General features: G+C 63.3%; 12 protein-coding genes. 7 read left to right on the forward strand and 5 right to left on the reverse strand.

Features of this window, described 5'->3' with window-relative positions; translation table 11 throughout:
- Window positions 1–644 precede the first annotated feature (644 nt).
- The 3 genes from JFT44_RS27805 to JFT44_RS27815 are packed head-to-tail and all read left to right on the forward strand — an operon-like array spanning window position 645 to window position 6,123.
- Window positions 645–1,886 carry an exonuclease SbcCD subunit D C-terminal domain-containing protein gene (locus tag JFT44_RS27805; RefSeq protein ID WP_057438646.1) on the forward strand — a complete coding sequence of 414 codons (1,242 nt, stop codon included), beginning with the start codon at window positions 645–647 and terminating at the stop codon, window positions 1,884–1,886.
- Entirely contained in the window at window positions 1,883–5,521 is a 3,639-nt protein-coding gene (locus tag JFT44_RS27810) for an AAA family ATPase (protein WP_076965180.1), read from the forward strand. The genes JFT44_RS27805 and JFT44_RS27810 overlap by 4 nt, the downstream gene beginning before the upstream one ends.
- The gene (locus JFT44_RS27815; protein ID WP_076965179.1) at window positions 5,518–6,123 is read left to right on the forward strand and encodes a glutathione S-transferase; all 606 of its coding nucleotides are present in this window, start codon (window positions 5,518–5,520) and stop codon (window positions 6,121–6,123) included. The genes JFT44_RS27810 and JFT44_RS27815 overlap by 4 nt, the downstream gene beginning before the upstream one ends.
- A gap of 13 nt (window positions 6,124–6,136) precedes the next feature.
- Here the strand turns inward: JFT44_RS27815 and JFT44_RS27820 are convergent, their stop codons facing one another.
- From JFT44_RS27820 to JFT44_RS27830, 3 genes are all read right to left on the reverse strand, one after another.
- A complete protein-coding gene (locus JFT44_RS27820; protein WP_076965178.1) occupies window positions 6,137–6,316 on the reverse strand; it encodes a hypothetical protein in 180 nt (59 codons plus the stop codon).
- A gap of 155 nt (window positions 6,317–6,471) precedes the next feature.
- Entirely contained in the window at window positions 6,472–7,647 is a 1,176-nt protein-coding gene (locus JFT44_RS27825; RefSeq protein WP_057438650.1) for a lactonase family protein, read from the reverse strand.
- Window positions 7,634–7,924 (reverse strand): DUF5629 family protein, encoded by a 291-nt coding sequence (locus JFT44_RS27830; protein ID WP_057959839.1) that lies wholly within the window; start codon window positions 7,922–7,924, stop codon window positions 7,634–7,636. The genes JFT44_RS27825 and JFT44_RS27830 overlap by 14 nt, the downstream gene beginning before the upstream one ends.
- Before the next feature lie 141 nt (window positions 7,925–8,065).
- On the opposite strand from JFT44_RS27830, the gene JFT44_RS27835 reads away from it, so the two are divergent.
- From JFT44_RS27835 to JFT44_RS27845, 3 genes are read left to right on the forward strand one after another with little or no spacing between them, the layout of a single operon-like run.
- On the forward strand, window positions 8,066–10,480 hold the full coding sequence (locus JFT44_RS27835) for a dermonecrotic toxin domain-containing protein (RefSeq protein WP_198831455.1): 2,415 nt from the start codon (window positions 8,066–8,068) through the stop codon (window positions 10,478–10,480).
- Window positions 10,477–12,840, forward strand: coding sequence for a hypothetical protein (locus tag JFT44_RS27840; protein WP_198831456.1), 2,364 nt, complete (start codon window positions 10,477–10,479; stop codon window positions 12,838–12,840). Before JFT44_RS27835 ends, JFT44_RS27840 begins: the two co-directional genes overlap by 4 nt.
- 43 nt (window positions 12,841–12,883) lie before the next feature.
- Complete coding sequence (locus JFT44_RS27845; protein ID WP_076965176.1) at window positions 12,884–17,545, forward strand: hypothetical protein; 4,662 nt, start codon at window positions 12,884–12,886, stop codon at window positions 17,543–17,545.
- A 51-nt stretch (window positions 17,546–17,596) separates the two neighbouring features.
- Here JFT44_RS27845 and JFT44_RS27850 read toward each other — a convergent pair whose 3' ends face one another.
- Entirely contained in the window at window positions 17,597–19,972 is a 2,376-nt protein-coding gene (locus JFT44_RS27850) for an RND family transporter (RefSeq protein ID WP_057444729.1), read from the reverse strand.
- 15 nt (window positions 19,973–19,987) lie between these two features.
- Complete coding sequence (locus JFT44_RS27855) at window positions 19,988–21,028, reverse strand: YCF48-related protein (protein WP_057438652.1); 1,041 nt, start codon at window positions 21,026–21,028, stop codon at window positions 19,988–19,990.
- A gap of 328 nt (window positions 21,029–21,356) precedes the next feature.
- Between JFT44_RS27855 and JFT44_RS27860 the strand changes: the two genes are divergently transcribed.
- Window positions 21,357–22,472: a Gfo/Idh/MocA family protein gene (locus JFT44_RS27860; protein WP_076965175.1), complete on the forward strand. Its 1,116-nt coding sequence runs from the start codon at window positions 21,357–21,359 to the stop codon at window positions 22,470–22,472.
- The last annotated feature ends 285 nt before the right edge of the window (window positions 22,473–22,757 follow it).

The raw sequence follows: 22,757 nt of genomic DNA on the forward strand, positions 1-22,757 counted from the left end.
AGTGGGCTGGGAGGTGTGTATGAGAGGAAGACCTGTGGGAGCTGGCTTGTCGGGTCGCCGCATCGCTGCGATGGCGGTGTATCAGTCGATAAATGTATTGGCTGATGAACCGCCATCGCAGCGATGCGGCGACCCGACAAGCCAGCTCCCACAGGGGAATGCAGCTTCGCGCTCTGGCTTTGCTGTTGCTCTGTTTTTGATCTGGCTTTTGATCTTGATCTCAGGCGCCCCGTTAAACCACGATGGCCGCAGGCAGGTATTGCGCAGTGGGTACCCCGGCATGGATGCCGGGGTAGCCGCGACACGGCCAGGGATGGCCGATCGCGGCGGGCCCACGGAGCAATGCCTGACTGCGGGCATGCCGAGCCTAGGCGAGGCACCGAGTGGTGGGGCAAGAGTCCTTTTGGTTACTTTTGGCTGGGCCGGCACTCCGGGCTCTTTTCCAAAAGTGACCCGCCGTAAGGGCGGAACCAATAGCCGCCGTGACCGCAGCAACGGATATGTACACAACCCCGCCATCACCGACAAGCCAGCTCCCACAAAGCCCCGTAGCTTTGCGCTCTGGCTTTGCTGTTGATCTTGGGCGCCCCATTACCATTTACAGGTAAACTCCCCTCCTTTCCCTATTCCCCACGGAGTTCGCCTTGCGTCTGTTTCACACCTCCGACTGGCACCTGGGCCAAAACCTCCACGGCCAGGAACGCGACTTCGAGCACGCCTGTTTTCTCGAGTGGCTGCTGGGCCAGATCAAGCTGCACTGCCCCGATGTGCTGTTGATTGCCGGCGATATCTTCGACACGGTCAACCCGCCGCTCAAGGCCCAGGAGCGTCTGTATGACTTCATCATCAACGCCCATGAACAAAACCCCGACCTGACGATTGTGATGATCGCCGGCAACCACGACTCCGGCTCGCGCATTGAGCTGCCGGCGCCGTTGATGCGGCGTTTGCGCACCCATGCCCTGGGCCGGGTGCTGTGGCTGGATGACGGGCAACTGGATGTGGAGCGCTTGCTGATTGCTCTACCGGACAAAACCGGGGCTGTGGCCGGCTGGTGCCTGGCGCTGCCGTTCCTGCGCCCGGCCGAGGTCACTGGCGCACTGCTGGGCGACGATTACCTCAAGGGCATCGGCCAGGTGCATGAGCGCCTGATCGCGGCGGCCAACGCCAAGCGCCAGCCGGGCCAGGCGCTGGTTGCCATCAGCCACGCGCATATGGCCGGCGGCTCGGTGTCGGAAGACTCCGAGCGCAGCCTGATCATCGGCAACGCCGAAGCGCTGCCGGCCAGTCTGTTCGATGCCAGTGTCAGCTATGTCGCCCTCGGCCATTTGCACAAGCCGCAGCGGGTCAATGGTGAGGAGCGCATCCGTTATTGCGGCTCGCCGATCCCGCTGTCGTTCTCCGAAATCGGCTATCAACACCAGATTCTCGACGTGCAACTGGACGGCGACACCCTGGTCAGCGTCGAATCGCGCCTGATCCCCCGCGCCGTGCATCTGCAACGCCTGGAAGCCGCACCCCTGGCCGAGATCCTCAAGCAACTGGCGGAGCTGCCCGATGTCGACCTGCTGGCCGAAACCCAGCGCCAGCCGTGGCTGGAGGTGCGGGTGCGCCTCGACGAACCCCAGCCCGACCTGCGCCAGCAAGTGGAAAACGCCCTGCTGGGCAAGGCCGTGCGCCTGGTGCGCATCGCCGCCGAGTACGCCGGCAGCGGCGCACGCCAGGACCATGGCCAAGAGCAGTTGATCGAACTCGACCAGCTCACGCCCCAGGAACTGTTCAGCCGTGCCTGGCAGGAAAGCTACGGCAATGACGTGGACGAACAGACCCTCAAGGATTTCGCCGTGCTGCTCCAGGAAGTACAACAGGAGGAGCAACTGCCATGAAGATCCTCGCCATCCGCCTGAAAAACCTCGCGTCCCTGGCCGGGCCATTCGAGATCGACTTTACCGCCGAGCCCCTGGCCAGTGCCGGCCTGTTTGCGATCACCGGGCCCACCGGCGCCGGCAAAAGTACCTTGCTCGACGCCCTGTGCCTGGCGCTGTTTGGCGCCGTGCCACGCCTGGGCGATACCGGCCAGGCGAAAATGCCCGATGCCGATACCGATATCTCCATCGGCGACCCGCGCACCCTGATCCGCCGCGGTACCGGCGGCGGGTATGCCGAGGTGGACTTTATCGGCGTCAGCGGCCGGCGCTACCGCGCGCGCTGGGAAGCCAACCGTGCCCGCGACAAGGCCAGCGGCAAGCTGCAGAACAGCCGGCAAAGCCTGATCGACCTGGACAGCGAGCAACTGCTGGCCAGCCAGAAAACCGAATACAAGACCCAGCTGGAACTGGCCCTGGGCCTGAACTTCGAACAGTTCACCCGCGCCGTGCTGCTGGCGCAAAGTGAGTTCAGCGCCTTTCTCAAGGCCAACGACAATGAGCGCAGCGAACTGCTGGAAAAGCTCACCGACACCGCGCTCTACACCCAGTTGGGCCAGCGTGCGTTCGTCAAGGCACGGGAGGCCAAGGAAGCCCACAAGCTGCTGCAAGACCAGGCGACCGGCGTCACGCCGTTGCCGGCCGAGGCCCGCGCCGAGCTGGATCAACAGTTGAGCGCAGCCCAGCACCAGCTCAAGACCCAGCAGGCCCAGCTCAAGCAACTGGAACTGCAGCACACCTGGCTCAAGGAACTGCGCGAGTGGCAAGAGCGCCAGCACAGTGCAGCCGAACAGTTGCAGCAAGCCCAACAGCAATGGGACAGCCAAGGCCAGCAGCGCCAGGACCTGAACTACTCGGAGCAACTGGCACCGCAGCGTCATCATTTCGCGCGGCACAGCGAATTGACCGGCCAACTGGAACCCCTGGCCGCGCAGATCCGCCAGCACCTTGAACAACAAAGCGCCCTGCACACGCGCCAGGAGCAGCTGCAACAGCAGCAAGCCAGCGCACACAGCGCCTTGGCCGCAGCCCTGCAACAACAGACCGACGCGGTGCCGCTGCTGCGCCAGGCCTTCGAGGAACAAAGCAGCCTCGCCCGCCTGACCCGCGAGCTGGCCCAAAGCAACGAACAGCTGCAACTGGGGCAAACCGCCTGCACCGAGGGCCAGGCCGCGCTCGATGCCTTGCACGCCCAGCAACAGCAGGTCACCAGCCGCCTGCAACAACTGGCGGCACAGCTTGAGCGCAGCGCCGGGCTGGCGCCCTTGAGCGACGCCTGGAACGCCTACCGTGACCGCCTGCAACAGCTGATGCTGATCGGCAATCGCCTGAACAAGGGCCAGGCCGAACTGCCGCAACTGGAAGAACGCGCCAACCGCGTCAGCGAGCAATGGACTCAGCAGCGCGCGGCCCTGGACCTGCTGTATCAGGAAGCCGGTGCCGAACCCCATGCCGTGGCCGAGCAGATCCAGTTGCTCGACAGCCTGCTCAAGGACAATCGCAAGCAGCAACGGGCCTTCGAAGACCTGACGCGGCTCTGGGACAGCCAGCAGCAGCTGGACCAGCAACAACAGGAGTTGGCCCTCAAGCAGGCCACCGCCCAGCAACAGCGCGAGCAGTTGAACCAGACCGGCCTGCAAGCCAAGGCCGAGCTGACAGTGGCCGAGCAGACCCTGAGCGTGACCAAGCAGTTATTGGAGCGTCAGCGGCTGGCACGCAGTGCCAGTGTCGAGGAGTTGCGCGGGCAATTGCAGGATGATCAGCCCTGCCCGGTGTGCGGCAGCGTCGAGCATCCTTACCATCAGCCCGAAGCCTTGTTGCACAGCCTCACGCGCCACGATGAAAACGAAGAGGCCACTGCACAGCTCGCCGTCGAGACCCTCAAGGAAAAGCTCACCGACCTGCGCGGCGAAGTTGGCGGCTTGATCGCCCAGCAGAAGGAGTTCCTGCAACAGCAGGAGCAGTTGGCGACCCAGCGCCTGGCCCTGGCGCCGAGCCTCGAGGCCCATCCGTTGAGCGCCACGCTGTTCAACCAGGACAGCGGCAAACGCAGCGCCTGGCTGGCGCAGCAACTGAGCCAGCTCAGTCAGAGCATCACCCAGGACGAACAGCGCCAGGGCGCCCTGCTCAACCTGCAACAAAATGCCGGGCGCCTGCAGCAACAACTGCAAGCCGCCCAGGATGCCAGCCAACAGGCCCGCCAGCAGTTGATCGACCAGCAACGGGAGCTGGCCAGCGACCGCGAGCGCCTGGATGAAGAGCTCAATGCTTTCGCCAGCCTGCTACCGGCCGAGACCCTCGAAGGCCTGCGCACGGAGCCCGCGGCCACGTTCATGCTGTTGGACCAACAGATCAGCCAGCGCCTGGAGCAGCTCGGCTACCAGAAGGATGAACTGGCCGAGCAGCAACAGCGCCAGCAAACCCTCGAAAAAGAACAGGACCGCCAGCAACATCGCCAACAACAGCTGGCCGTGTTGCAGCAACAATTGGTTGAACTGAGCGCCCAACAGCAGGCCGCCCAGGCACAACTCAGCGCCCTGGTGGGTGAGCACAGCAGTGCCGAGCACTGGCAGCAGCACCTTGAGCAGGCGGTGGAACAGGCGCGCCAGAGTGAGACCCAGGCCAATCAGCAGTTGCAGGACACCCGCAGCGAACTGATCCAATTGGCCGCCGACCTCAAGGCCCGCCAGGAGCGCCAGCAAGCCCTGGACAGCGAACTCCAGGCGTTGCACAGCCGTATCAGCGAGTGGCGCGCCCAACATCCGCAGCTTGACGACGCCGGCCTGGCGCACCTGCTGGCCTTCGACGAGGCGGCTGTCAGCGCACTGCGCCAGCAGGTGCAGCACAGCGAAAAAGCCATTGAGCAAGCCAAAGTTCTGCTGCAAGAGCGCGAGCAACGCCTCAAGGACCACCAGGCCCTGCACAACGGCAACCTCGACGCCGAACAGCTGGACGCGGCCCTGGCCGACCTTAATCAGCAATTGCACAACGCCGAGAAACACTGCGCCGAACTGCGCGCCCAACAAGCCGAAGACCAGCGACGCCAGGACGCCAACCAGAGCCTGGCACTCACCACCGCCAAGGCCTATGAAGAGTGGCAGCGCTGGGCGCGGCTGGATGCGCTGATCGGCTCGGCCACCGGCGACAAGTTCCGCAAGTTCGCCCAGGCCTACAACCTCGACCTGCTGGTGCACCACGCCAACGTGCAACTGCGCCAACTGGTACGCCGTTATCGCCTCAAGCGCGGCGGCAGCATGCTCGGCCTGCTGGTGCTGGACACGGAAATGGGCGATGAACTGCGCTCGGTGCACTCGCTGTCCGGCGGCGAGACGTTCCTGGTCTCCCTGGCGCTGGCCCTGGGGCTGGCGTCGATGGCCTCCAGCACCTTGAAGATCGAGTCGTTGTTTATCGACGAAGGCTTCGGCAGCCTGGACCCCGAATCCCTGCAACTGGCGATGGATGCCCTCGACGGCCTGCAGGCCCAGGGGCGCAAGGTGGCGGTGATTTCCCATGTGCAGGAAATGCACGAGCGGATACCGGTGCAGATCCAGGTCAAGCGCCAGGGCAATGGCCTGAGCACCCTGGAGGTCAAGTGAGCGAGACGCTGCTGTTTTCGTTCCGTCGTTGCCCCTACGCCATGCGCGCGCGAATGGCCCTGCGGTATTCAGGGGTGGCGCTGCGGATTGTCGAGGTCAGCCTCAAGGCCAAGCCGGCCGAGATGTTGGCGCTGTCACCCAAGGGCACGGTGCCGGTGTTGTGTGTGGGTGGCCAGGTGATCGACGAGAGCCTGGCGATCATGCACTGGGCGTTGGCGCAGAACGACCCCGAGGACTGGCTGCTCGAGGCTGATCCGGCGGCGCAGAGGTTGATGGCGCAATTGATTGGCGAGAATGACCAGGCCTTCAAGGTGTATTTGAATCGCTACAAATACGCCGAGCGCTACCCGGAGCAGCCGATGGAACACTATCGCGCCGAGGGCGAGGTGTTTTTGCGCCAGCTGGAGGGATTGCTGGCGCAACGTGATTACCTACTGGCCGATCACCTGAGCCTGGCGGACGTGGCGCTGATGCCGTTCATTCGCCAGTTTGCCCATGTGGATCGGGAGTGGTTTGCAACAACGCCGTATCCGCGTTTGCAGCAGTGGCTGCAGCGTTTTCTGGCGGCGCCGTTGTTTACCGCAGTGATGGCAAAAACCTGAAGCCGAGTGCTGCTCACTGCGGGGTCTTGTGATCCAGGGCGGCGTAGAAGTTGGCGCTCTGTTGCAGGTATTTCTGGGTGTAGGCGCTGGTGCTGGATTTTTTGCTGCTGATCTCCACGCTGGCGCTGGCTGGCAAGGCGACGGTGGCGGAAACAGCGGAAGCGGCAATGATCGAGAAGAGATTGAAGTTCATGGCGGTAACCCTTGTGTTCAGTTGGCTGGATGGCTTGTGAAGGCCTTGGAGCAAACTTACGCCTGGGTTCCGGCTCGCTGAAATGCTTTGAAACAGTAGCCGTTATCACTGGGATTAATACAAGGAGTCAGGCCCCGTACACCGGGGCCTGTGGCTTATTGACGCACCAGGAACTTGAGATCGCTGGGAGCATCAATCGGCAGTTTTTGTACCGTTTTGCCCAGTTGGCCGGTCTGGCTATCGCGCTCGATCACCACGATCTGGTTGCTCTTCTGGTTGGCAATCAACAGGAACCTGCCGCTCGGATCCAGGCTGAACTCACGGGGATGATCGCCGTCCACGGCGCGGCGCTGGATCTCTTTCAGCTGTGCGTTGGCCGGATCAATGGCGAACACCACGATCTGATTGGCGGTGCCACGGTTACTGACGTAGAGGAACCTGCCGTCGCTGGAGGCGTGCAATGCCGCGCCGGCCTTGTCCGACAGCGGTTGCCCGGCGGCAAAGTCCACCCGTTGGCGTTCGCTCAGTTTGCCGTCCTGGTAGTCGTACACCGCGACCTGCGCGCTCATCTCGGTGGTCAGCCAGGCATGCTTGCCATCGGCACTGAACAGCAGGTGACGCGGGCCACTGCCCGGCGGCAACTGCACGGAATCCGGATCGGCGGGGGTCAGCGGCCGCTCAGGGTTGGCCTTGGGGTCGTAGCGGTAGGCAAAAATCCGGTCCGCCCCCAGGTCCTGTACAAACACGTACTTGCCATCCGGCGACGACACCACCGAATGCACATGGTTGGACGCCTGGCGCTCGGGGTTGACGCCGCTGGCCGGGTGCCCGCTCAGTTGCACCGGTGGCGCCAGCCTGCCCTCGGCATCGACCGGCAGGGCCGCCAGGCTGCCGCCCGGATCTTGCAGCACCGAGTAGTTGGCAACAAACAGGTAACGCCCATCGGCGGCCAGGCTTGAGTGGGTGGGTTCGTTGCCCAGGCTCTGCACCTGGTTGATCAGGGTCAGTTGGTGGTTGGCCGGGTCAATGCGATAGCTGCTGACACGCCCGACTTCGTCCTGCTGGCCCGGGCCGTTTTCATTGACCACGAACAGGCGTTTCTGGTCCGGGGACAAGGTCAGCCAGGACGGGTTCTGCGCCTTGGCCGCCAGCACCGGCGGGCCGCTGAACTGGCCGGTACGGCTGTCGAACTGCAGGCGATAGATGCCTTCGCTGGTGCCGGCGGTGTAGCTGCCCACCAGCAGATCAAAGGTATCGGCCGTGGCGGCCTGGACCGACATCGCACCGACACTGCCGGCCATCAGCAGGGGCCAGAATTTACGCATCAGCATGTTCGTCGTCCTCGTCTTCGTTGCTGCCGGTGATGGCGCTCAGGCACACCAGGCGGTGCTCGCCCGAGTCACCGGTGAGCGTCCAGCTTTGCAAGGCTTCATCAAACGTCGCGGCCTGCACCTGGGCGATGCTGAACGTCCAACGTTTCTCGGCCCGACCGTCCATGCTCTTGATCAGCAACTGCCGGTCATCGAAGGTGAAATCAAAAGCATGCAGGCCATCGATTTCGAGCATGTCGCTGGTGTGGAGTGCAGTAGGCAGAGTGGCAGCAGTCATCAGGATCATTCATCAGTGGAAAAACGTTGATGATAGGCCAAACCGTGTTCGCCGTCGTGTCGCGATAACCGGCTACCACACTGCGGCCCCAGCGGCTTGCCATTCTGCGGAGGAACCCCATCGCGCAGAACGGAATCTTTTATGCCGGACACTTTACCCGCCCCACCCCCTGGCCCATCGCTGTTCACTCACCGCAGCAACACCCCGGCCCTGGCCGTCGCCCGCCAGTTCGCCGATCGCCCGGGCTTGCGCCAGGTGCTTGAGCAACACCTGCAGGAACGCCTGCTGGAACACTTCCCGGTGCTGCGCCTGGATGTGTCTACGGTCAGGCTGGCCACCCCCAACCAACGGCGCGGCTGGGATCTCAAGCGCCTGATCGACGTCGTCCTCGATCACCTGGGCAAGGGCACGGCCCTGAACCTGACCCTGGTCATCGACGAACGTCGCTGCTTCCTGTCCCAACGACCGCCGTCGCGCCTGACCTATGAGGCCAATGGCCCCCGCGAGCCGGATATGACCGTCATTGAACGGGTGATTCTGGACCTCGCCTTTACCCTGCCTATCGCTTTGCAACACGCCCTGACGAGCTACTGGAACCTCGACGCAGATACCGGCGTCAGCCGCTGGCAATGGCTTGGCGACCTGCTGTGCGACACCCTGAAAAACACCGCAAGCCTGCTGCCGAGCGGCCCCGCCCGGAACATGCTCGATAGCGTGACCGGCGAGCCCGATCGCCGCGAGCGCCAGGCCGCGCCCGCAGGTTTCGTGCATGCCTACTGCCTGCAAGCCTGCGTGAGCAACCAGGACCGCGAAGCGCGCCTGCTAAGCACCGACCTGCTGTTGGTGCAGGGCACCCAGATCCTGCTGTGCCAGGCGTCGGGCAATGTCGAGCCCTTTGCCTCAATCGAGGCCTTCACCCACACCTGGGGCCAACGCCTGGCCAGCCGCTTGCAAGCGGACACGCTGGTGGTCAAGCGTTACGAGCCCGATGGCAATCTCTTCGATACCCAGGCCGCCTTACTGCTCAACCAGCAACTGGACGACCTTCAAGCCATCCGTTTGCCGGCTACCGAAGGGGTACGCGCCCTGGAGCAGCAGGTCACCGACGCCAGCGACCCTGTGCCCTTGCTTATCGCCGCCCCCGCGCCGGACCCTACGCTGCAACCTGTCCTGCAGGCGGCGCTGCCCCCCTGGCTGCTGGCAGCCGATGCCGAGCAGCGCTTTGCCTATCGCCAAGGGCTGTTGGACCAGGCGCGCCTGCAACGGCAAACCGGCGGTGCATCCTTTCTGAGCGGCGTCGAAAACCTGCAAGCCTTCACCACCCGCACCCTGCGCGAGCAGATGCGCCGCGACCACCCCGAGTCCAGCGTGGAGCCGGACAACCTGGCGCTGACCTTCCATGTCCCGGTGGGAGACCTGCGCAGCGGCTATCTGGCACAGCAGACCATGAGCCTGAGCGAACTGGCGATCAACAACCTCGCCGCCGCGCCCCAGGGTCGCCTGACCCTGCGCGACACCTCGGGGGCGGACGTTCCGCAGTGGCTGACCGAAGACTACGTCCTGGGGGAAAAGGGCCTGCTCCATAGCACCCCAGGGCTGATCCGCCAGGTGGACGTCGGCCGGCACTACCCGCAGACAATCCGCGAACAGCTGTTGGGGGACACCGCCCAAGCCCGTCGGCGTGAAGCGCTGTTCGGCCAGGAGCTGGCGGTACAGTTGCCGCGCCAAGCCCTGGAGTTGGCGATTCGCGGGCAACAGGGGTTTACCTTCCTGGGTTATCGCTACGTCAAGGCGGTACTGCACAGCAACCTGTCGGGGCGGGTGGTGGATGCCCAGGACATCGTGATCCGCCCTCTGGCCTTCGCCCATAAGCCCGGTGCCGTGCCGGATATCGTCAGCAACATGTTTATCATCGAACCGCGCGCTAGCGACGCCGGGCCGCCGATTCTCTACCGCCCGTTGTACCAGGACGCGCTGCAGCAATTCAGCAGCCGTGCGGCCCTGTTCGACGCCATCGCACAACCCGGCGCGCTACAAGACAGCGTATTGTCCTGGATGACGGACAAGGCCCGGCCGATCTACAGCCATAATGGCTTTCACAGCCCACATATCCTGCGCTTCGGCCAGGGTGACGACAGCGTGCAATGGCCTGCCCCACCGCCCGCCCAGTTGGCGCAGGACAGCCATGGCGGCGAAATCCCCGGTTCCCTGGCGCAGGCACTGGCCACGGGCAACCTGACCCAATACCTGTACGGCAGCAATGCCCGGGCGCTGGTGGACCTGGCAGACCGGGATTCGGTGTCCAATGCCGAAAGCCGCTGGAAAGTGCTGCTGGAAGGTGGCTGGCTGCTGTTCAACGCTCTGCTGCTGCCGCTGCTGCGCGGGCCGGCAATGGTGGCGGGCTGGATGGCACAACTGGCAGTCAGCCTGCGCCACGATATTCTCGCCCTGCAAGGCAATGACGCCGCTGCGCGGGAACTGGCCTGGGTCGATGTGCTGCTCAACATCGGCCTGATTCTGTTGCACGCGGCCTCCCGGCCCACCCGCCGACAGTGATCGAACAAGGCACGGTGGGCCTGCCCGCCGAGCCACCGGCCGGCGACCAGACCCTGGTGGACTTTATCCACTCCAACGCGCGGGACAGCAGTCGCAGACGCCTGCTGGAGGCCCTGCACGAACTGCATGTACCCTGGCCGGTGCCGCCGCCCTTACCGGCGAGCATCGGCGCCTTCAAGGGCCTGTACCGCATTGATCAGCAGTGGCATGCCTCGGTGGCCGGCCTGCTGTTTCGCGTGAATGTCCTGCCGGACCTGGGCCAAGTGTTCCTGGTTCATCCGCACAAACCGCAGCACCCCGGCTTCCAGCTGACACGCAATGCCCAGGGTCGCTGGAGCCTGGACCTGGGCCTGAAACTGCGCGGTGGCGGGCCGAAGAACCGGCTCAAGGCCAAGCTGGCGCAAATCGATCAGCAACGCAGCCAGGTGTCGGAGGAAATTAATCGCATCGGTGATCAGATCAGCGTCCTGATCAAGCGCCTGCAACCGATCGACCAGGTGCTGGATGCCGCCCGCTTGAAGTTCGAGCAAGCGCATAACGCCTTGGGCAAAACGCGCCTAAGCTTGCGCAGCAAACCGGACGACCCGGCGCTGATAGCCGAGCACCGCGACAAAGTCGCCCAACGCTCCCGGACCAGGACCGCCTTCCAGCTTTTTCAGGAGCGCTTCGATCAGGCCGCCGCCGAATTACTGCAACAGCGGCGCGAGCTGATCACGGCCTATGGCCAAATGAAAGAAGTGGACAGTCGCTTCGACTACGAAGGGCAGTGCGTCGAGCAATATCAGTCGATTCTGGCCACCGATGAAATCCGCGTCAGCCAGTTGTCATCCCTCTACCTGGCAACATTCATTTCCGAACAGGGCGAGTCGCTGATCGAACTGCAAGGCGCAGCCCACGATGTCGGGGCGATGCGCTATGTCAAGGATCTGCTGGAGACCAACTTTGCGGTTTCCGAGCGCCACGCCCAGGCGATGACTGCCATTGAGAACACCCTGGAGGAAATGGCCGCACGCTTGAAGACCGGCCCCGCGCAACGCCTCAAGTACCTCAATGGTCACCCCAAGCGCCGGTTCTACAACCGCCTCAACGCCACCCTCGAATCCCTGGATGTGCTGACCGAGTTGAGCATCGACCAGACGATCCCGGCCACCACGCCCCAGGAACACTACTTCCTGGCGCGCCATGACCACCTGCAATCCTCGCTGTCGCCTCTGGAAGACTCACACCTGGAGCTACTGACCACCGAAGGCTTCACCCCAGCCGAGCGCAAGGCCGTGCTGAGCAACCTGATCAAGCATTACCGCCGCCGACTGCAAATTTACCAGAGCCTGCTGGAACTGGACTCGCCCCTGGCACACCCACGGTATATGCCGCTGCTGATCGAGCGCCTGCACACCGCCCGTGACAGCGCCGAGACGGATCTGGCGGCCCTGTTGCGCGAGGATGAATTCCTGCCGCCACAACCGACGCCGTTTAAACCGGTACGCACGACGTCGCGAACCAAACGCGTATTCAAATCACGGGACAAGGGAGCCCTGGTCGGCGAGTTGGAACCCGCGCAAAGCGACATCCCCTTCCCCACCATCGTGACCCGCAACCCGATTACCCAGCAGGTCAGCGGGCGCTTTATGGAGCATCCCAATGAGGGCTGGGTAGAGATTGTCGACGCCCAGCCCACCGCGCCGGTCGAGCCATCTCCGGCGCCGTCCCTGGCGACCTTGCGCACCCAGGCACAACGGCTGCTGGAAGAAGTGCCCGGTATCGAGCGCTCTATCGAGTTCCAGAAAAAGAAGCTCAGCGACCCGACACGCCGCGATGAACTCAACCCGCAAGACTGGCGCGACATGCTCGCGCACCAGGCCGAGCGCCTCGAAGCGGTCGCGACAGAGTTGGCCAACCACCATGGGGACAAACCGGACATGCCGCAGACCGTGGAACGCTTGCGCCGGCGCGCCAGCGACTTGCGCAGCCAAGGCACGCAGCAGTGCATCGAGGGCTACAAGGCCCAGCGCCCGCGCCAGGAACACATTGAGTTCCTGCGTAGCCACGGCGCGATTGATATCGGCCTGGTCCACGGCGCCCAACGTACCACGTCCAGGGACTACGTGTCGGAGTTCGCCGTGCGCGAGAAAAACAGCCTCACGGTGCTGTGGTACGCCCACTTCCACTACAGCCAGGCCGACAGTTTGCCCAGCGCCTACACCGCCGCCCATCTGAAGCGCCCCGAACAGCGCTTTGTGACCCTGCGGGACTTGATCGCCCAGGCCGGTGCAGACAGCCAGGCCATCGTGCGAGACCTGTACCACCCGATCACCGCGCCGTTTGACCAACGCCTGTTTCTCAGCCTGTTGCCCGCCTAAAACCCCGCCATGAAGGCATCTACTGCCAATAAAAAGGATGTTTATGCAAAACCTCACCCCCTCCTCCATCGCCCATGCCGTGAGCGCTCGATTTGCTGATCGCCCCGCGCTGGAAACGGTGATCCGCCAACAACTCGCCGCGGCCATCGGCGCCCGATACCCAACGCTGACGATAGACCTGAGTCGCACGCGCCTGGCCCGGCCGCAACGCCGCAGCTGGCTGTTACAGCCATTTATGCCAGTGGTACAGGATGCGCTGGCCAGTGGCATAGCGCTGGATTTCAGCGATGTGGACAACGTGCCCTGGTACCTCTCCGACGAGCCGCCAAAACGTCTGAAACTGCCCGGTTTGACCGGGGAACAACTCAATATGCGGGTCATCGCACGCCTGGTTGGCGAACTGCCCCAGACCCTGCCCATCGCCCTGCAAAATGCCTTGGCCGAGTATTGGGACGCCGGGCATTGGCGCTGGCTTGCGCACGTGCTGATGGACACCTTGCGCGTATCCGCCCTTCGCCACACAGGCCTGGATGCCCAGGCGCAGGAGGCGATCGACCAACTGGTGGCCATCCCCGACCGTGAAGCGCGAATCGCCCGCCATGGCCAGGGTGTGGTGTTCGCCTATGGCCTGGAAGTCACCCTCAAGAGCGGGGAACAGAGCAGCCACCTGCTGAGTCCGGAACTGGTGCTGGTCCGCGCCGTGAACGGCAAGATGCCGGTGCTGCTGTGCAGCCCCGGCGGCGGCATTGAAGTGTTCGCCTCCATGGATGGGTTGGTCCAGGCCTACGGCCAGCGCCTGGGCAGCCAATATCAGGTCGACGATATCCTCATCCAGCGCTACGAGCCCGACGGCGATATCTTCGAACACCAGGCGGCGATGATCCTCAATCGCCAGTTGGCAGACCTGGGCAACCTGCGCCTGCCCACGGCCCAGCCCTTCAGCGCCTGGCAGGCGCTGTATGCTGAACTCACCGATCCCGGCCGGTTTTTCCGCGACTCGCCGGCCGCCCCACCCCAGGCCCTGGACACTCTGCGCCCATACCTGCCGAGCTGGCTGCAACAGGCCAGCGCCGACGACCGCGCGACTTACCGGCGTTATGCCCTGGCGCTGGCCAGCGCCAAACAGCGCGGCGGCGGGCGCCACTTCCTCAGTGATCTGGACGATATCCGCACCTACACCGTCAAGACCCTGCTGCAAACGCTGCAACACGACGCCGTGAACTTCGATTCCCTGATGCCGACGCCGCCGTCTGTCGCCGCGCTGCACCCCGACGACCTGCAACTGACCTTCGCCGTCACCGCTGGCTATCCGGGCACCGTCGGAATTATCCGCCACGAGCGCATGAGCCTCACGGACATGGCCATCGACAACCTGGCCAGCCGCCCCAGCGGCACCGTGACCCTGACCCATCGCCACGGCCTGGCGCTGCCGTCGTGGCTGACCGCCGACTATTTGATGGGCGCCGGTGGCCTCATTGAAAAGGTCGATATCGGCCAGCACTACCCCCGCCTGCTGGAGCAGCACCTGCTGGGCGACAGTCCCGAGGCGCAGCAGCGTGAAACGTTGTTTGCCGATCAGCAGGCCGCGCAACTGCCGTTGCTGGCGCTGGAGTTGTGCCTCAAACAACAGGCCGGCGTAAGCCGCCAGGGCACGCGCCTGGTGGCCGCGCTGATGCAGGGCAATGTTGCCGAGCAGCAGGTTGATAACCGCCAGGTGGTGATCCGTCATCTGGCGTTGGTGCGAGCCCCTGGCGCCTCTCCCGACAGCGTCAGCAACATGTACTTGATCGAAACGCGGGACGCCGAGGTCGGCCCTCATCTGCTGTACCGCCCGTTGTATGCCCAAGCGCTTCTGGAATTCGCCAGCCGCGAGGCGCTGTTCGAGGCCATCGCCCAGCCCGGCGAGCTACAAGACAGTGTGCTGACCTGGCTGAGCGACAGCGCCCGGCCGATCTATGCCCACGGTGGCTTGCGCGAACCGCATTACCTGCGCTTCGGCCAGGGCGATGAATTTGCCCCCCTGAATAAGCCGGTGCCGGCGCGCCTGTCCAGCGATGGCATCAACGATGAATTACAACAATGCCTGGTGACCGGGCGCCTGATGAGCTACCTGTTCAGCGACCACGCCCGTGGCTTGGTGCAACAGGCCAACCGCGAGTCGGTGTCCAACAGCGAGAGCCGCTGGCGGGTACTGCTGGAAGGCAGCAGCCTGTTGTTCGGCAACCTGCTGCTGCCGTTGCTGCGTGGTCGGGCGATGCTCACCGGCTGGTTGATGGCCCTGATGGCCAGCCTGGACCAGGACATACCGGCGCTGGATGCGCCCGACCGCCAGACCCGGGAACTGGCTGCCGTCGATCTGCTGCTCAACCTCGGCCTGCTGCTGTTCGAGGCGACGCCCGAGGTGACCGCGTCTTACCCGCCCCTGGCTGCCGGGCTCAAGGCGCGTGCACTGCCTTCGGCCCTCGCGCCGCGTATTGCCGAACAATGGCCGGTGCCCGCGGCGCCGACGGTTCGCGAGGGAGCCGTGGCCCTGCCAGGTGTGTTGCCGGACACCCGCCGCAATGTGCTGGACTTCAGCTTTGCCCAGACCCGTCAACGCCTGACGCCTGCCCAGCGCGTGCGGCTGAGCAGCTTCAAGGCCATCCGGCCGACGCCCCTGCCCCGCCCCGTGCTGAATGGGCCACGCAGGGGGCTGTATCTGGTTGAAAACATTTGGCACGCCGAGGCGAACGGCGAGTGGTTGCAAGTGAGCCTGGAGCCGGAGGGCGACATCAGGGTCGTCGCCCCTGGCGACCCCAGCCGCAGCGGCCCTTACCTGCGCAGCGATGCCAACGGCGTGTGGTCGGTAGACACCCGCCTGCGCCTGCGCGGTGGCATGCCCCCCAGGCGGATCGCCGCCGAACGTCAGCGACGGGCTGAACGGGTCAGCCAACTGAAGCGTTCTTACGAACAGTTCATCCAGGGTCAGGTGGCCCGGCAAAACCGGATCGAGATTATCCTGGGGGTGATGACCAGGACCGCCGAAGACCCACGCTTCAGCGAAGCGCAACAGGCTGACAGTCGCCAGCGCTTCGATACGGCCCTGCAGGAACAGACATTGGAGTACCAGCAGCAGTTGGACAGCCTGAAAGAACGCAGCGAGCTGGGGATTGCCTTGCCACCCGAATCGGTGGCGAGCTTGCTGGAAAACATCGTCAACAATACGCGCAAGCATGTGGTGGTGGCCGAGAAAGATCGCGGTGCGCTGTACCGCAACAACAGTCACTTCACGTCCCGAAGCACACGCCTGGCCGAGGCTGTGCTCAGTGACTTTGCGGCTTACCAGCGGTTCATCCGCGAAATGATTGCCATCAATGAGCGTTCGATCCACTGGCTGGAGCTGCGCGACCGCTACCTGGACCAACTGTTCAACCTGGGCACCGCCGGCAGCGAATACTACAACCGTCTGACCTGGGACCGTCCGCAGGAAATCAGCGCCCTGGCCGTCAAGGATTTGCTGATGCGCAACTACGAACTGATGACCCACAAGTACCCGGATCATCCACTGGTCGATGTACTGATCGACATCCTTGAGCCCCTGCAGGAACACTTGCGTACCCACAGTGAGCTGAACGACCTGGAACTGACGGCCGAGGACCGCGTCAGCGTGCTGGAAAGCCTGGTGGAACACTATGGCCGGGGCCTGGATTCGTTGCAGGGGCTGGGTATCGTCAATGCCGATGAGCTGGACAGCGAATATTTTGCCAAGCTGGTCACGCTGGTAGAGGGACTGTACCAGGACGCCGCCAAGCAACTGGCCGGCGAAATCAAGCCCGTCGCCCAGCCCCCCAGGCGCCCGAGCCGACGCAACCCGGCAATGATCGGCAAGCCTCTGAAAAAAGTGATCCGTACCCCGAAAAAGGGCACCTTTATCGGTGAGGTCAAGCCAGTGGGCTCGGTGGAAACGGTGGAGGTTCGCTCCCAGGTCAGTGACCAACTGCTGGCCATGTATTCACAACGGGGGGACCAGTGGATCGAATACAAGGAGTCGCGACCACCGGCCTCTGCGCCAGCACCGCGCAGTCTGAGCCTGGTCAAGGGTGAAGCCCGCAAGCTGCTGGCCATGCTCGAAGAACACCTGCGCCGTGGCGAGCAATACCGGAGAATCTCCCGGCACCCGCAAGAAGTGCAGGAAGTGCTGCAATTTGAAGCGGTGCGTTACGACAAACTGGCCAACGAACTGCATCTGGCGATTCAGGCCCAACCCGCCGAGGCGCGTACGTCAGCGGATCAAACCCTGGTTAACAACATGCGCCAGGCGGCGGTGCGTTTGAGTGAGCAAGGCCTGGCGCTGCGTACCCAGCTGTGCCTGGACCTGCCCCCGACCCACGGCAACCTCGAGTACCTGATCGAACAGAAGCGCGCCAACATAGGGTTGCTGGGGGAGCGTATCCAACTGAGTGGCGAGCGTCGGGATTTTGTCCAGGAGTATGCGGTGAACGACCAGGGCGGCTATCCGTTGTGGTATGCGCACTTGCACTACCCGGCGGCCGATACGCCCAAGGAACTGTATACCGCCGCCCACCTGAAAACCCGGGAGCAGCGCAAGCAGAGTTACTACTCGCAACTGGCCAGGGCGCAAAGCCCCCAGGCAGTCGTGGATGTCCATCGCGGGTTGATCGGCAAGGCGTTGGTGCAGCGCTGGTTCCTGCCGCTGGCCCCCTGACCGGCTGTGGCGAGCGGAATTGCCCGCTCGCCACAGGGGGGGCTTCTTGGGTCAGTGGGCGAACAAGGAGTTGCCCTTCTGCCCCGCCAGTTTCTCCGGTTTGATCAGGAACCGCGCCAGTGCCGGCAGCAGCCACAGTGCACCGAACATGTTCCACAGCAGCATGAAGGTCAGCATCAGGCCCATATCGGCCTGGAACTTGATGGCCGAGAAGATCCAGGTGCACACGCCGATCGCCAGGCACAGGCCGGTGAACAGTACGGCTTTACCGGTGGATTTGAGGGTCTGGTAATAGGCTTCCTGCAACGGCAGACCGGCGCGCAGGAAGCTTTCCAGGCGGCTGTAGATGTAGATGCCGTAGTCCACGCCAATCCCCACCCCCAGCGCCACCACCGGCAGGGTCGCGACCTTGACGCCGATACCCATGAACGCCATCAGCGCGTTGCCCAGCACCGAGGTCAGTACCAGCGGCAGCACGATGCACAGGGTCGCCGCCCAGGAGCGGAAGGTGATCATGCACATGGTCGCCACGCACAGGTAGACCAGGATCAGGATGGTCAGCTCGGCTTCCTTGATCACTTCGTTGGTGGCCGCTTCGATCCCGGCGTTGCCGGCGGCGAGGATGAACTCCAGGCCTTCCTTGTTGTTTTCCTTGGCGAAGTCCTGCACCGCATGCACCGCACGGTCGAGGGTCTCGGCCTTGTGGTCGTTGAGGAACACCAGCACCGGCGCCAGGGAGCAATTGTTGTTGTACAGGCCATCGGCACGGGCGATGGAGTTGTTCAACACATCCGGGTTACGCGACAGGGTTTCCCATTTCAGGTTGCCCTCGTTCATACCCTTGATCATCTGCTTGGACACGGTCACCAGGGAGATCGCCGACTGCACCCCCTCGGTGTTCTGCATCTTCCACATCAACTGGTCGATGGGCGCCATGGCTTCGTAGCGCGAGCAGCCTTCTGCCTTGGTCTTGACCATCACCACCAGTACATCGGAGCTGGTGGAGTAGTTGCTGATGATGAAGTTGTTGTCTTTGTTGTAGCGCGAATCCGGGCGCAGTTCCGGGGCGCCCTGGTCGAGGTCGCCGATCTTCAGGTTCTGGCTGTACCACAGGCCGCCACCAAAGGCGATCACGGCCAGGGCGACGGAGATCGGCGCGACTTTCGGGCTGGCGAAGTTCGACAACAGGCGCCAGAACGGATGGTCGCGGTTGGCGTCCTTTTTGCTCTTGGCAATCGCGCGTTTGCTGATGCCTACATAGGAGATCGCGACCGGCAGCAGGATCAGGTTGGTGAACACGATCACTGCCACACCGATGGAGGCGCCGATGGCCAGTTCACGGATCACGCCGATGTCGATGATCAGCAGGGTGATAAAGCCCACCGCATCCGCGAGAATCGCGATCATCCCCGGCAGGAACAGTTGCCGGAACGTGCGGCGGGCCGCCGTCAGGGCGTTGTCGGCCTCACTGGATTGCAGGGCGATGCCGTTGATCTTCTGCACGCCATGGGAAATGCCGATGGCGAAGATCAGGAACGGCACCAGCATCGAGTACGGGTCCAGGCCGAATCCGAAAAAGTGCATCAAGCCCAGTTGCCAGACCACTGCCACCAGCGTGGTAATCAACACTGCGATGGTGCTGCGTACGCAGTTGGTGAACCACAGCAGCAGCACCAGGGTGATCACGAACGCGACACCGAAGAACAGCACCACCATGATCAAGCCGTCGATCAGGTCGCCGACCTTCTTGGCGAACCCGACGATATGGATCTGGACGTTGGGGTTCTGCTCCTGGAACTTGGTGCGGATCTTGTCTTCCAGTTCGTGGGAAAACTTCTGGTAGTCCAGGGCCAGCAACTTGCCCTGGTCCTGCGGGTCCGGGTAGGACTCCAGCAGCGGGATATCGACGATGCTCGACTTGAAGTCGTTGGCCACCAGGCGCCCGACCTGGCCGGACTTGAGCACGTTGTTGCGCAACTGGTCGAGGCTTTCCGGCGAGCCGTTGTAGCTCTGCGGGATCACTTCGCCGCCGGCAAAGCCCTCCTCGGTCACTTCGGTCCAGCGTACGCTGGGGCTCCACAGGGACTTGAGGCCGGAGCGGTCGACACCGGAGATATAGAACACTTCGTCGTTGATCTGGCGCAGGGTCTCCATGTACTCCTTGGAGAAGATGTCACCGTCCTTGGCCTCCACCGAGATGCGCACGGTGTTGCCCAGGTTCGCCAGGTCGTTGCGGTGCTCCATCATCTTTTCGATGAAGGGGTGTTGCAGGGGGATCATTTTTTCGAAGCTGGTGGACGGGCGAATCAACGTCGCCTGCCAGAACAGGAAAATGCTCACCAGCAGGCAGATGACGATCACTGCCGGGCGGTTATTGAAGATCAGGCGCTCAAGAAAGGTCGCTTTATCGTTGTGATGACTGCTCATTCTGTCCCCGCCTTCTTATTGTTTTTTGCGTTCGGCGCCGGTTGGCTCGGCGACGCGCACGCCACCCTGCCCCACCAGAATCAAGTCGCCATTGCCCGCCGCCGTCACTGCCGAGAGTGAAATGCGGTCCGGGCGATTGAATACGCTGAACGTCAGGCCATCGTCGTGGCTGACCACCACGCTGCCGCCGTTACCCACCACCACCAGGGTGCCGTCGTCGAGCAAGGTCGCGCCCGACAGGCCGAACTCCAGGGCGCCACGGGCGGCCTTGAGCGCCACCGGCTCCCAGGTGTCGCCAAAATCGGTGGAACGGAACAGATTGCCGCGCAAACCGTAGGCCAGCAGGGTCTTGGGCTGGGCGGTGCCGATCACGCCAAACAGCGAGCCCTCGTAAGGGCCTTCGAGTTTTTCCCAGGTCTGCCCCTCGTCGCTGGAGCGGAACATGCTGCCCTGCTCGCCGACAATAAACAGGCCGGCATCCTTGACCCGGGCAATGGCGTTGAGATGGTACTGGTCTTCGTTGTCGAGGCGGTCGCTGACATCCTCCCAGGTCTTGCCGGCGTCGGTGGTCTCGATCAGCGCACCGTAGGCGCCCACGGCAAAGCCGTGGTTGGGGTCGTTGAACAACACGTCCAGCAGCGGTGCTTCGCGGCTGAGGTCCTTGAACTGCTCGCTCCAGGTGGCCCCGGCATCGCTGCTGGCGAGGATCTTGGCGTCATGCCCGACCGCCCAGCCATGCTGGTCGTCGATAAAAAACACCGCCGTGAGCAATTGCCGGGTCGGCACCTTGGCCTGCACCCAGGTGGCGCCCTGATCATCGGAATAGAGGATATGCCCGCGATCACCGACCGCCACCAGGCGCTTGCCGGCCTGCACGACGTCGATCATCAGGCCTTTTTCGGCCCTTGGCGATTCAATGGCAAATGCCGCAGGTTCTGCGGCGTCGGTTGCAGCCTGGGCAGCCGTCGACAACGCGACAACCCCCAGCAGCGAGAGCGCTGTAGCCAGCACCGCGACCTTGCGCGACGCGAGCGGGCGGCAAAAACCCACACCCATGACAGGCTCACTCATAGACCTTTCTCCCATTTATTATTGTTAGGTCGTAACACCTTCCAGGGTGTTCGCAGTGCGCAAACCTGCAATCTAGAGCCCCTTGAGGAAGCAGGGGCCATCCTATCGGGCTTTCGAATCGTCTGACAATCGGCGCTACGTTATCTTTTGTTAACTAAAGGCCTTTTGCCCTCGCGCTGAATATAGCTGCATTCGCTGAAATGATGAGTTGCCCGCGTCCTCTGGGCGATATTTTTATTCCATATATTGATCATTGGGAATTTTTATTCTATTAATTGCGCTCCTGAAACAATAATTCAAAAGGACCACCGCCATGCGCTCACTCGGAATCGGCCTGATCGGTACAGGCTTCATGGGCCGTGCCCACGCACTGGCGTTCAATAACGCCCGTGCGGTGTTTGAGCTTCCCTTCAACCTGACGCTGGCGGCCCTGGCCGATGCCGATACCAAGCGCGCGCAACGTTGCGCCAGCGCCTGGGGCTTTGCCCAGGCCCATGGCGACTGGCAACAATTGATTGATAACCCGCACGTGGACCTGGTCGCTATCACCACCCCCAACCACCTGCACTACCCCATGGCCATGGCCGCACTGGCGGCGGGCAAGGCGGTGTATTGCGAAAAACCCCTGGCGACCAGCCTGCAGCAAGCCGACGCCATGCGCCTCGCCGCCTACGAGGCTGGAGTGGTGACGCGGGTCGGCTACAACTACCAGCACAACCCGATGATCGCCCTGGCGCGACAGATGATCGACGCGGGCGAGCTGGGGCAGATCATCAGTTTCCAGGGCGAGTTCAGTGAAGACTTTATGGCCGACCCGGCGTCGCCCTGGTCCTGGCGCTGTGAGGTGGAGCATGCCGGCGGCGCCCTGGCGGACCTGGGCAGTCATCTGCTGGCGATGGCGCGTTACCTGGTGGGCGATGTGAGCAAGGTGTGCGCCGACAGCCAGACCGTCCACGCCCAACGCCCGGCCAGCCCTGGCAGTACCGAGTGGCGTTCGATTGCGGTGGATGATCAGGTACATGCCTTGCTGCGTTTTGCCAATGGCGCACGCGGCACCGTCAGCAGCAGTTGGCTCAAGCACGGCTACAAGAATCACTTGAGCTTCGAGATCAGCGGCACACACGGCACCCTGGCGTTCGATCAGGAGCGATTGAATGAATTGCGCCTGTTTCGCGCCGGTGAACAGGGGTTCCAGCGTTTACTGGCGGGCCCCGCCCTGCCCGGCTATGCCGCGTTCAGCCCGGCGGCGGGGCATCAGTTGGGGTACAACGAACTGAAAACCCTGGAAGTGCAGGAGTTGATCATGGCCCTGGCCGGGCAAGGTGCCGCGGGTACTAATTTTGAAGCGGCATGGGAGGTGGAGCGGTTGGCGACAGCGCTTCGGCTGGCGGCGCGGGAGGAGCGGTGGGTCAACGTGAGCGAAATTTAAAGACCTGCACCGATTGATGTGGGCTTGTTCGCGATGGGCATAGGTAGCTATACAACTCTCTTCTGGGGTTGTGTACATATCCGTTGCTGCGGTTACGGCGGCTATTGGTTCCGCCCTTACGGCGGCTCACTTTCGAAGAGCGCCAAAGTAACCAAAGCGCTCTTGCCCCACCACTCGGTGCCTCGCCTAGGCTCGGCATGCCCGTCATCCGACATTGATTTGGGGGGCCGCCGCGATGGGCCATCCATGGCCCAGCGCGGCTAACCCGGCGTCCTGCCGGGTTAC

It is taken from the genome of Pseudomonas sp. MF5691, assembly GCF_016405645.1.
Taxonomy (GTDB): domain Bacteria; phylum Pseudomonadota; class Gammaproteobacteria; order Pseudomonadales; family Pseudomonadaceae; genus Aquipseudomonas; species Aquipseudomonas shahriarae.